Origin of the sequence: Shouchella shacheensis (assembly GCF_001484965.1) — a bacterium.
In the GTDB taxonomy this organism is placed as follows: Bacteria; Bacillota; Bacilli; order Bacillales; family Bacillaceae_D; genus Shouchella; species Shouchella shacheensis.
Genome location: NZ_KQ947394.1, coordinates 170,989 through 183,042, shown reverse-complemented (window position 1 = coordinate 183,042; position 12,054 = coordinate 170,989). Strand labels below are relative to the sequence as shown.

Genomic DNA, 12,054 nt, shown 5'->3' with positions numbered 1-12,054 from the left:
AGCGCGGAGTTGTTGCTCCATTCATTACTTTCTCTTAGGGGTTTTCAGGATAATGGCACCGGCTTCCTTCTCGGTCGACGATTCCTGTGTCCCAAAGGGTGAGCATCCGATGCTTACCCTTTTTTCGTGTATCCAATCTTGCAACATCCACTGTTCGTTCGCGCCCGTTTGATTGATTGCACACATCTTTGAGAACCAACCACCCTACTTGCCTAGGACGACGGTTGGTGCCTTCTACACGCGATAATAATAATTCGCTCAGCATGGCTTTGTTTGGTTCCTCATTCGTCATGCCCTTACTTGTTTGAACACGAGGGAAAAAGGAAACGTCTCTGGCTAGCAGTAGTCGTGATCGATCTGCCCACCCGTTAAAAAATTCTGTCCCCCACTGTTCTGTTAACGCTCAAGACATCTATGTCGGTCGTAACCAGAGGTTTATTTCGGATAGGCCTAACCAAGGGCTGGCCCTCCCCCGAAATTGGATCGACAATACGTTTCGGCAAACGCCTGCATGCTGGAAAGCGACCACCGTCCATCTCCATCTCGCCAGTGACAGAGATTCTTATTACCTAGCTTGATGGCAAACGCTGCGGCAAGCAAATGCCGCGTCCATCCGCTTGCTAAGTGTCCGCTCCGGGTTTATCAAACGCTTTCCCTTCTTCACTTTGGAATTGACACATGAACAACATCAATTCCTACGCACGCTGGGGATTGAGGTTCCTCCAGAAGACCTTCAACATTCAACCAAACACCCATGTCTAAAATTCTTGCAGAACCGCAAATCTGTGCCCTATTTGCGGATTTTGGTTGCTTAGCACTTTAGACTCAAGTTTCATCAAGGCTCCGCGTTCAGCAAGTGGTTTGTGACGGCTTCTTCTTACTCAAACGTCAAACGATCGAACCGAATCACCATGTACCATCCTTGTAGGCACAAGCGTTTTAGCAAAAGAAGAACTATTGCCTTTAATGCGCTTGAACAAGGAGCTCGAACTTGTTTGACCCAGCTCACTTACAGGGATCTCAACGGTTGTTAACGATGGCGACAAAAAAGGCGTGTGGCTCGAGTTACTAAATCCAACGATAGAGAGGTCGGTTGGAATGTTCAATTGCATTTCCGCCGCCACCTTGTAAGTGCTTGTAACCTTGAGATCATCTGTGGCGAAGATCGCGGAAGGTTTTTTCTTAAAACTTAAAAGATGTGTTAAGGCTTCCTCGCTCTCCTGATTCGTGTACCCTCCGTTGACAATCAAGTTCTCACCAACGGGCAGGGCGTGATCACGCATACATTCTTTGTATCCTTGCAGGCGATCGGCAGAGACATGGTACTCCACAGGAGAATGGAGGCAGGCAATACGTTTATGTCCTTTTGAAATTAAGTGTTTGGTAAGACTGTAGCTGTCTGCATAGTTGTTTGTATCGACAGAAAAAACGTTCAAGTAGTTGCCATCAACTTTCCCAACGACAGCAATCGGCAGGCCGTATCGGTCAAGTTGTTCATAGAGATCCTCATGAATCGGCGAGCTAAGCATGATGATTCCTTTGATCATTTTCTGTTCAATCTTGGCTATACATTTGGCACGTTCGTCTTCGCTGTTCTTCGAGGTTTGCACGATGACGTCAAACGATTCCTCTTCTGCTTTTGCGGAAATGGTGTGCAGTATGTCTGAGAAAAATGGATTGTTCTCTGTCGTTTTTTTTGAGCGGATAACGACCATAATCGCATCGAATCCGGAGGAAAGCCCCCTAGCAAGTTTACTAGGTTGGTAGTTGAGTTCTTGAATTGCTTGTAGGACCCGTTTTTTCGCGTCCTCAGAGATGTTCGTCTGATTGTTTAATACTCGTGAAACTGTGGATTTTGAGACGTTCGCTACTTTGGCTATATCGTAAATGGTTGGCATGTAAAAAAACTCCTTTTAGGGAAGACATTTCTTTTAGTGTGCGTTATATAGTGAAGTCAGTATTGAAAAAAATCACTTATTGACAGAAAACGCTTCCCGTTATATATTACACTCATGGGAGCGGTACCACAAGCTGTTTGAACAAAAATGAGGAGCTTATCTTTTTTAGCTTTTTATGGGAGCGGTACCACGGGAGGTAGACAATGAACAAGATAAAGCAAAGACTGAGGCGGATTTATGGAGAACAGGAAAATATAGAGACGATCTATCATTCGATTTTGCAACGCATTGAGGAGACGAAAGCGAAGAAGTTGAAGCAAAGAAAACCACAGTGGGACGAGAAGGACGTTGTTTTAATCACGTATGGGGATCAATTCCAGCAAAAAGGACAAGCGCCGTTGAAAACGTTTAAGCAGATGTTTGATCGTTATTTAACTGAGTCGTTTTCGCTGACGCACATCCTCCCATTCTATCCATATTCTTCGGATGATGGGTTTTCTGTGATTGATTACAAGCAAGTGAATGAAGAGCTTGGCACGTGGAAGGACATTGAACACTTATCTCACTCCACAAGGTTAATGTTTGATCACGTATGCAATCACGTCTCCCAGGAAAGCCAGTGGTTCCAAAAATATCTAGCTGGGGATCCTGAAGTCGATAATTATTTCATCTCACCAGGTCCAGACGTGGACACTAGTGCTGTGACTCGTCCTAGAGCGACTCCGCTTCTTTCGCGGTTTACGATGCATGACGGGGAAGAGCATTACATTTGGACAACGTTTAGTCGCGATCAGGTCGATGTGAACTATGAGAATCCATTGGTTTTGCTTGAAATGATTGATGTTCTTTTGTTCTATATGGAGCAAGGGGCTGAATACGTGAGGCTTGACGCTATCGGGTTTATGTGGAAAGAGATGGGAACCGCTTGCATTCATCATGAAAAAACACACGAAATCATTAAACTGTTCCGTGATGTTACGGACCTGGCGGCTGAGGGGACGGTTCTCATTACAGAGACGAACGTGCCGCATGAGCATAATATTTCGTACTTTGGCAACGGAAACGATGAAGCTCATATGGTCTACCAATTCCCTTTGCCTCCACTGGTTCTCTACTCCGTTTATAAAGGAAGCGCAGAGGTACTTTCACAATGGGCAAGGTCCTTGCCTGCGGCTCGAGAAGAAAACACATTCTTCAACTTTTTAGCTTCGCATGACGGCATTGGGCTTAATCCAATACGAGGGTTAGTTCCAGAGAAAGAAATTCTTGATATGGTTGAGGGTCTTGAAAAAGAAGGCGCTCTTGTCTCCTCTAAACAAAATGAAGATGGGAGTGAAAGCCCGTATGAGCTGAATGTGACTTACATGGATGCCCTAAGCAAGCAAACAGATGATGATACGCTTCGGCTAAAAAGAATGCTTGTCGCCCACTCCATTTTGTTGACAATGCCGGGTGTACCCTCGGTCTATATTCAAAGTATGATTGGTTCCAGAAATGATGAGGCAGGGGTTGCGCAAACGTCGATGAATCGCTCGATTAACCGTAAAAAATTTGATTACCCGACGTTGCAGGAGGAACTCGACCACGAGGGCAGCCTGAGAGAGCAAACATTACTTGAACTTAATCGACTTATTGCAAAAAGGAAGAATGAACCGTTGTTCCACCCCGCTTCCAGAATGGAAGTCTTGCAAACGAACGAGAAACTCTTTGCTTTTATTCGCAAAAAGAGGAACGAGGAGATGCTGGTCGTGCATAACCTTTCAAGCGAGCAAGCGACGATGGGGTTGCATGGATCGTATGTGGACATCCTGACTGATCAAAGATGGGGAACGCCGACTTTACTAACGTTGGACCCTTATCAATTTGTATGGTTGAAAAAGGTAGAGGAGGGTGTTTGATGATAAAGAGGAGAATCGGAGGGTTTGTTCTTGGGGCCGCTGCCGGATTCCTTCTTGCTGGCTGTGGCGATGATGATGATCGGACAGTCGTGGAATTCATGCATTCGTCAGTGGAGCAGGATCGCCTTGCAGTGATCAATGAACTCGTGGCCAAATTTGAAGAGGAGAACCCCTCGGTTAAGGTTGAACAAGTGGCGACAGAAGAAGATAGCTACAACACGAGGGTAATTACACTGGCAATGTCTGGGCAACTGCCAGCCGTGATTGAAGTGAGTCAGGACTACGCCAAAGTGATGGATCGAGACGAGCTCATTGACAAACCAGCAGTGAATGGACTCTTAAATGACCTCGGAGCCGAAAACTATTATGATGGGGCGCTTGATGTGTTTCGTACAGAAGACGGGGAAAGTGTGACAGGCATTCCCATGAGCGGCTGGGTGCAAGGCATTTGGTACAACAAGGAGATGCTTGCGGAGGAAGGGTTTGAAGAACCGGAAACGTGGGAGGACGTCCTTGAAGTCGCGGAGACGTTTACTGATGAGAGCGAAAACAAGTATGGCATCGGGCTCCCTACGGTTGATGGTCTATTCGCGGAACAATCTTTTTCACAATTTGCTCTTTCCAATAATGCAAACGTTTTAAGTGAACACGGAGATCTGACGTTAAATACACCGGAAATGCAAAAAGCACTCGAGTTTTATCAATCGCTTTCCGCCTACACAATGCCAGGTTCTAACGATACGACAGAAATTAGGGACGCATTTACGAACGGCACGGTGCCAATGGCGATCTACTCGACGTACCTTCTCCCATCCATCTATGAGGAAGGTGAGGCCGATAATATTGGGTTCGCGGTCCCTACTAAAGAGTCCAGAGCTGTCTATGGAAGCGTGTCGTCGCTAACGATCTCTTCAGGCTTAGAAGAGGAAAAGAAAGAAGCTGCGGAGGCTTTTGTATCGTTCATGGCTCAACCTGAAAATACGGCGGAGTGGATTTTGATGTCCCCAGGTGGAGCTCAGCCGGTTCACGAGTACGTGGTGGAGGAAGAGAGCTACAGTGAACACGAAGTCGTGAAAGCGTTTGGCGGTTTGTCTGAGGAATTGGCGGAATCCTTTAATGATGTGCAGATATTTGGGTTGGTGGATGGGAAGAACTTTTTGAAGATGGGCGATATTTCCAGCTCTGGAGTGATTGCCAGCATGGTCAATGGTGTTACTGTTGGTCAGCGTGAGGTGAATCAAGAAATTGAGAACGCCGAAGCGACGATACAAGAAGCGATTAGTGAAGACTAGGCTAGGGGGACACTATGAAAAAGATAAAGAATAAAGGCGACCTTAAGCTTGCGCTCTTGTTGTTGTTTCCAAGTTTGTTTCTACTTGGTGTGCTTGTCGTTTATCCAATGTTTTATAACATTCAGCTCAGCTTCTTCGATCAGCCGATTAACCCGCGGCTGGAGTCGACATTTGTCGGGCTAGACAATTATTTAAGCATTGTTCGTGATACGGAATTTCTGCGGTCTTTGGGCATTACCATTCTTTACACGGTATTGACGGTGGGAGGCAGCACCGCGCTGGGGCTGGCTGTGGCGATTTTTTTCAACCGCCCGTTCATGTTTCGAAAGACGGCGCGTGCGCTCATTATCCTCTCGTACGTTACACCGTCGATTTCGCTCGTGTTTGCGTGGCGGTACATGTTTAATACTAACTACGGCATTGTGAACTACCTGGGGAGAGACGTCCTTCAATTATTCGATAGTGCTCCGCTCTGGTTTGACAACCCAGTAAGTAGCTTCGTGCTAGTCGTCCTCTATGCGATCTGGAGGTACTTTCCTTATGCCTTCATTTCCTTTTTAGCGATCCTGCAAACGATCGACAAATCGTTGTATGAGGCTGCATCGATGGACGGGGCCAATGCATGGCAGAAGTTTAAAGTTATTACGGTTCCTGGGATTATGCCTATTCTCGTGACCGTCATTACGTTGCGGACCATTTGGATGTTCTACATGTTCGAGGATGTGTATCTCTTAACGAATCAAGTGGACGTGCTCGGGATTTATTTGTATGAAACGGCTTTTGCTTACAATGACTTAGGGACAGCATCAGCGATATCGGTGATCTTGTTCGCGATCTTAATTGCGATCATTATCTTTGCCAGAAAGAGGGTGAATACGAATGGCAATGGCTAGTACAAAGAAAAGCAGAAGGGTTCGAAAGGCAGCTTTTTATCTTACGTTGATCGCATTGCTTGGTTTCAGTCTCTTTCCTTTCTTTATTATGTTGATGACATCGCTGAAAACAACGTCGGAGGCCATCTCGGTAGAGCCGACATTGTTTCCAAGAGAATGGACACTAGAACATTATCGTGCCATTTTTGATCCGGTCATCTTCCCCTTTCTCGACTATTTTCAGAACAGCTTAACCGTCTCGCTGACAGCGGCGTCTCTTTCTGTACTGGTGGCGATATTCGCTTCTTATGCACTGTCGAAGCTCAACTTTATGGGGAAGACGACGATTCATACAAGCTTCTACACGGTGTACATGTTTTCCGGGATTCTTTTAATTGTTCCGTTGTTTAAAGTGATTTCGGCATTCGGGTTGTATGATACGAGAACATCGCTGATTATCATCATGATTATCCAAACACTGCCGACAGCCGTCTTCATGTTAAAAAGTTACTTTGACACGATCCCAGATGAGCTGGAGGAGGCAGCAAGAATCGATGGATTATCCCGCTTCAAAGTTATTTTTAAAATCATCATCCCGTTATCGGTTCCGGGAATTGTCTCTGTATTTGTCTATGCGTTCATGATCGCGTGGAACGATTTTCTATTTGCCTCGATTTTCCTTTCGGATGTCGGGAATTTCACTCTCCCAATTGGACTGAACGCGTTATTTTCTACTCCTGATTACATCTGGGGACGAATGATGGGGGCTTCTCTGTTAACGGCCTTACCTGTAGTGATCATGTACGCGCTATCAGAAAGGTTTATCAAAGGGAACTTGACAGACGGCGGGGTCAAAGGCTAATAAATAAGAAATGGAGAGTGGAAAGAAATGAAGAAATTAATCGCACAAAGCCCTAGAGTGGCAGCGCTTGTTGAATACGAGGACCGGGAAGTCAGAGCTGAGGAAGTGAAAATCAAGGTCTCCCACGCTGCCCCTAAGCATGGAACGGAAGTCGCGGACTTTCGTGGAGTGACTCCTTTTATAGATGAGCAGTTTTCCGACGAATGGAAGATGTTTATGCCTCGTGAGAAGTCGGAGAAGAGAGGCATTGTTTTTGGCGAATTTGAGCTAGGCAATATGGTGGTTGGGAGCATTATCGAGAAGGGCGAGGAGGTCACGGAGTATGAAATCGGAGATACCGTTTGTTCGTATGGACCCATTAAAGAAACCGTGATTGTCAAGGCCGTCAATAATTATAAGTTGCGAAAAATGCCTTCGGGCGGCGATTGGAGAAACGCCGTATGTTATGACCCGGCCCAATTTGCGCTTGCTGGTGTCAGAGACGCCAATGTTCGTCCTGGGGACTACGTTGTCATTGTCGGGCTTGGGGCAATTGGCCAAATTGCGATTCAGCTTGCCAAGAAGGCAGGAGCGAGCATTGTTATTGGGGTGGACCCGATTAAGGAAAGATGTGACACCGCCTATGAAAATGGAGCAGATCATTGCTTTGACCCGACGTCCTCCGATGTTGGCTACGAGATTAAACGAGTGACCGATAAAGTAGGGGCAGACTCGATTATTGAGACGAGTGGCCATGTGACCGCCTTACAAAGTGCATTACGAGGGATCGCATATGGGGGGACAATTGCCTACATGTCATTCGCCAAAGCCTTTCCGGAAGGGTTGAATTTCGGAAAAGAAGCTCATTTTAACAATGCAAAAATTGTCTTTTCCCGGGCAGCGAGCGAACCAAACCCGGATTACCCGAGATGGTCGCGCAGGAGAATTGAGGAGACGTGCTGGGAGATACTTATGAATGGCCATCTTCGCTGTGAAAAGCTGATACACCCCATCGTTTCGTTTGAAGATAGTGCAGAAGGCTATATGAAATATGTTGACCAACAGCCGGAATTAAGCATGAAAATGGGCGTAAGTTTTTTAGATTGAGAACTTAGGAGGTAGCAAAAAGCCAGAACTCAACAGGGGGCGGACCAAAATGAAGCTTGGTACACAGAACCAGTCATTTTTTCCAGACGATTTTGAGGAGAAGTTCCATTATCTTAAAGAATTAGGACTCGATCGGTTTGAAATAGATGGGAGTGTACTCGTAAATCACTTTTCAGAAGTTGAAAAAGCGAGCCACAATACAGGGCTAGAGGTAAAAACTGCTTGTGGCGGGTACAACGGTTGGATTGGCGACTTTATTGAAGAAAGGCGCAAGAATGGTCTCAAAGAGATTGCGCAAATCCTAGAAAAGCTTGGGCAATTAAATGGTACGGGCATCATTGTTCCTGCAGCCTGGGGGATGTTTACGTATCGTCTGCCGCCAATGGATTCTCCAAGGAGCCAAGAAGGGGACTTTGGGGCTGTCAGTGATTCACTCACTTATTTGGATGAAGTGGCAAGGCGAACGGGAACAAAAGTTTTTCTCGAGCCGCTGAACCGCTATCAGGATCATATGATTAATACGGTGGCTGATGCGAGGCACTATATTAAAACGAATCAGCTTCGCCGTGTTAAAGTTATCGGCGACTTCTACCATATGAACATCGAAGAAGACGAGTTAACACGCTCGCTGCATGAAAACAAAGACATCATTGAGCATATCCATCTTGCTGATAATCATCGGTTCCAGCCAGGTAGTGGCTCGATTAATTTTAAAGCGAATTTTGAGCAATTGAGACAGGACGGCTATGAAGGCGACTTGATTCTTGAATGCCGCATCCGCGCAAACGATCCGAAGCAAGCGTTCGAAGAGTCAATCGACTTTCTTCAAGGAAGTCTACGTTAAAGGAGTTCTTGTATGGCGAAGTTAAAAGTGGCCATTATTGGGCCAGGACAAGTGGCCGAGAAGGCCCATCTTCCCTTTTATCGGTCGAAGGAAGGCGTTGAAGTCGTTGCTGTCGTAGGAAGAAACGCGGAACGAACGGCCGCTTATGCCAGGCGGCTTGGCATTCCTCGATATTATACAAATGAAGAGGAAATGTATGCACACGAACAACCGGATGCCGTTAGCATCTGCACGCCCAACAATCTTCACTATGAGCATGTTTTAAAAGCGCTCTCCTATCATTGCCATGTTCTTTGCGAGAAACCTCCTGCGATTAAAGCCTCGCAAGCAAAAGAAATGGCGATGCTAGCGAAGAAAAACAAGTGCTTGCTCGCCTACAACTTGCATCATCGTGCCTCCGATGATGCACGGCAGCTAAAGGCAGAAATTTCAAAGGGTACACTCGGTGAGGTCTATTGTGTGAAGGCAAAAGCCCTGCGTAGATCAGGTGTGCCGGGCTGGGGGACATTTACGAACAAGGAAATTCAGGGCGGAGGCCCATTAATCGATATCGGCATTCATATGCTTGATGCCGCCCTGTACCTTCTATCTTTTCCGAAAACCGTCAGCGTTCAGGCGAAGAGCTTTCAAAAGATCGGGACAAAGAAGAGCCACGGCACATTTGGAGAATGGGATCCGCACAAATTTACCGTCGAGGACTCGCTTTTTGCCTTTATTGAACTAGAAAATGACGGGCTTTTACAGGTAGAAACGTCGTTTGCGCTGCAAATGAAAGAGGAGTCGATCTTGAACGTCGAGTTGTTTGGCGAAGAGGCCGGAGCGACGCTTTTCCCGCTTCACATTTACGCCGATAAAGACGGAACGCTCGTTCATCACTTGAGGAAGCAGGAAGCCGACTCGTGCAGGCAGGAGAAGAGCATCCATGTATTCATCGATGGCTGTCTTGGAAGGCAAGCTGACCTCGTAACGGGAGAAGAAGGATATGTGCTCATGCGCATGATTGAAGCAATCTATGAGTCTGCGGAAAAAGGTGAGAAAATTAGACTATGAGACAAGATGCGTGTATCACGGAATCAGCGTTTGATCTAGAAGCAATCAATTCACTCGCAAGCAATATGGCTCTAAGCAACGGATACATGGGAGTTCGAGCTTCCCACGAGGAAGATTATCCGGAACAAACGCGGGGCATGTATGTGGCAGGTATATACAATCGCCCTGCGGGAAGTGCCTCCGCCGAGCTTGTCCATCTGCCAGATGTCCTCGCCTTTAAAATTGAACTGGATGGGGAACTATTCCATTTGATGAGCGGCGAAGTCCTTTCCTATTGCCGCCATCTCGACCTTAGTAACGGAGAGCTCATCCGAGAGATTGAATGGAAAAGTGGGAAGGGCTGGCGCTACAAGTTCAGCTTTCATCGCTTTGTCTCTAAACACGACAAACACTTACTTGCGACAAAGGTAGAGGTCACAAGCCTTGATAAAGACGCAGCGATCCGCATAAAAACAGGCATTGATGCTCAGAAAACGAATTTTGGTCAGCAACAGCTGATCGAACAGGAAGTACGCGTCTTCGATGAGCATATCATGCAGGGCACCTATCAAACCATCGAATCCGAAAAAAACATTCTGATCACCACCGCCTGCAAGACGACATTTGTCAGCGACCCTATTTTCAAATCGAAAAATAGGCAACTTCTGCTTCAACAGAGCGGCTCACTTAAAAGAGGGAGAAGCATAACCATTGAGAAAGTCACATCTGTGCACAGCTCATTGGATGAAAATTGGCGGACGTCTTTCTCCAGCCAGGCCAGCCATGAAATCAGCAAGAATGCTGAGCTTGGCTACGGAGAGTTGCTACGCCAATCAGCGGAAGACTGGCAGAGATTTTGGAGAAAAAAAGGAATTACCGTTTCCTCCAAGAATTCATTTGATCAGCTCGCGATTCGCTTTGCCTTGTTTCACTTGGAGAACATGATGCCCGCCCATAACGAAAAGCTAAGCATTGGAGCCAAAGGCTTAACCGGGGAAGGCTATAAAGGCCATGTCTTTTGGGACACGGAGATCTTTCTCTCGCCGTGGCACCTGCACAACGAGCCGAAAAATGCACGGAAGCTCCTACGGTACCGTTACAACCTCCTTCAACAAGCAAGAGAGAAGGCAAAACGAAACGGCTACACGGGCGCCCTTTTCCCATGGGAATCAGCATACACAGGTGAAGAGGAAACCCCTGAATACGCTGCGATGAATATTCGCACTGGAAAACGGCAGAAGGTTGCTTCCGCTCAGGCCGAACACCACATCGCGGCTGATATTGCTTATGCAGCAATCGCTTATTTCAAGGCGACAGGCGATGAAGCCTTTATGAAAAAGGAGGGTGTTGCTCTCCTAGAAGAAACAGCGAGGTTCTGGTTGAGCCGGGCAACAAAGGAGAACGACCAGCTCGTCATTAACGATGTAATCGGACCCGACGAATACACCGAGCACATTAACAACAACGCCTACACCAACTACCTGGTCCACTCCAACGTTAAACAGGCCTTGCGCTACTTGAAAATGTACGGGCACATTTCAAAAGCGTCCATCAATGAAATGGAGGCGTTTCTTGAGCAATTGTATCTCCCGCAAGTAAATCAAGAGGGCCTTATCCCTCAAGACGACACGTTTCTCTCGAAGCCTTCCATCAATTTAGAGCCATACAAGGACCGGCAAGGCAGCCAGAGCATTCTCCTGGATTACTCTCGGGCAGAGGTCAATGAGCTGCAAGTGTTAAAGCAAGCCGATGTTGTCATGCTGATGTATCTTTTTCCCGACTTATTCAATCAGGAAGTGATCGAGAAAAATCTTGCCTACTACGAAAAAGCTACTATCCATGACTCTTCGTTGAGCAAGGCCATCCACGCCATTGTTTCGGCACGCGTCGGTAACACCGAACAAGCCTACGCGTTCTTTCAAGAAGCGTGCTTGATTGACCTCGGGAAAGACCCGCACTCATCGGACGAAGGTATCCACGCCGCGTCGATTGGGTCCCTTTGGCTTGCCCTTGTTTTCGGCTTCGCCAATGTGTCATTTAAAGAAGAGACACTGGAGATCAGTCCTCGTCTGCCGCAGGCATGGCAAGAACTCACATTCCCTTTTCATTTCCGTAATCGGGAAATGCTCGTAAAGGTAACAAAAAAGCATGTTACAATTAAAAAACTAACTGGAAAGCCACTGCCCGTTCAATTCGAAGGAGCCACATACAAAATTGTGGATGAGCTTGTTCTGAAACGAACGGTCCTTGATCAACCAAACGAGAGCAACGTT

General features: G+C 46.7%; 9 protein-coding genes and 1 pseudogene. 8 read left to right on the top strand and 2 right to left on the bottom strand.

The window, feature by feature from the left end; genetic code table 11:
• Nucleotides 1–34 precede the first annotated feature (34 nt).
• Together AVZ68_RS20100 and AVZ68_RS03130 are read right to left on the bottom strand one after the other, a co-directional pair.
• Nucleotides 35–292, bottom strand: a complete 258-nt coding sequence (locus tag AVZ68_RS20100) for a hypothetical protein (RefSeq protein ID WP_157404563.1) — start codon at nt 290–292, stop codon at nt 35–37.
• A 589-nt stretch (nt 293–881) separates the two neighbouring features.
• Nucleotides 882–1,898, bottom strand: a complete 1,017-nt coding sequence (locus tag AVZ68_RS03130; protein ID WP_059103089.1) for a LacI family DNA-binding transcriptional regulator — start codon at nt 1,896–1,898, stop codon at nt 882–884.
• Between the two features lie 203 nt (nt 1,899–2,101).
• Here AVZ68_RS03130 and AVZ68_RS03125 point away from each other — a divergent pair, with 203 nt between their 5' ends.
• From AVZ68_RS03125 to AVZ68_RS03090, 8 genes and pseudogenes are all read left to right on the top strand, one after another.
• Nucleotides 2,102–3,796: an alpha-amylase family glycosyl hydrolase gene (locus tag AVZ68_RS03125; protein ID WP_059103088.1), complete on the top strand. Its 1,695-nt coding sequence runs from the start codon at nt 2,102–2,104 to the stop codon at nt 3,794–3,796.
• Nucleotides 3,796–5,088 (top strand): ABC transporter substrate-binding protein, encoded by a 1,293-nt coding sequence (locus AVZ68_RS03120; protein WP_059103087.1) that lies wholly within the window; start codon nt 3,796–3,798, stop codon nt 5,086–5,088. Before AVZ68_RS03125 ends, AVZ68_RS03120 begins: the two co-directional genes overlap by 1 nt.
• Before the next feature lie 14 nt (nt 5,089–5,102).
• Complete coding sequence (locus AVZ68_RS03115) at nt 5,103–5,981, top strand: carbohydrate ABC transporter permease (protein WP_059103086.1); 879 nt, start codon at nt 5,103–5,105, stop codon at nt 5,979–5,981.
• Nucleotides 5,974–6,822: a carbohydrate ABC transporter permease gene (locus AVZ68_RS03110; RefSeq protein WP_059103208.1), complete on the top strand. Its 849-nt coding sequence runs from the start codon at nt 5,974–5,976 to the stop codon at nt 6,820–6,822. Before AVZ68_RS03115 ends, AVZ68_RS03110 begins: the two co-directional genes overlap by 8 nt.
• Before the next feature lie 27 nt (nt 6,823–6,849).
• Nucleotides 6,850–7,908: a zinc-dependent alcohol dehydrogenase gene (locus AVZ68_RS03105; protein WP_059103085.1), complete on the top strand. Its 1,059-nt coding sequence runs from the start codon at nt 6,850–6,852 to the stop codon at nt 7,906–7,908.
• 49 nt (nt 7,909–7,957) lie between these two features.
• Entirely contained in the window at nt 7,958–8,752 is a 795-nt protein-coding gene (locus tag AVZ68_RS03100; protein ID WP_059103084.1) for a sugar phosphate isomerase/epimerase family protein, read from the top strand.
• A 12-nt stretch (nt 8,753–8,764) separates the two neighbouring features.
• A complete protein-coding gene (locus tag AVZ68_RS03095) occupies nt 8,765–9,802 on the top strand; it encodes a Gfo/Idh/MocA family protein (RefSeq protein WP_059103083.1) in 1,038 nt (345 codons plus the stop codon).
• A pseudogene (locus AVZ68_RS03090) lies at nt 9,799–12,048 on the top strand (glycoside hydrolase family 65 protein); the annotation flags it as partial. The gene AVZ68_RS03095 and the pseudogene AVZ68_RS03090, both read left to right, overlap by 4 nt.
• Nucleotides 12,049–12,054: the final 6 nt, after the last annotated feature.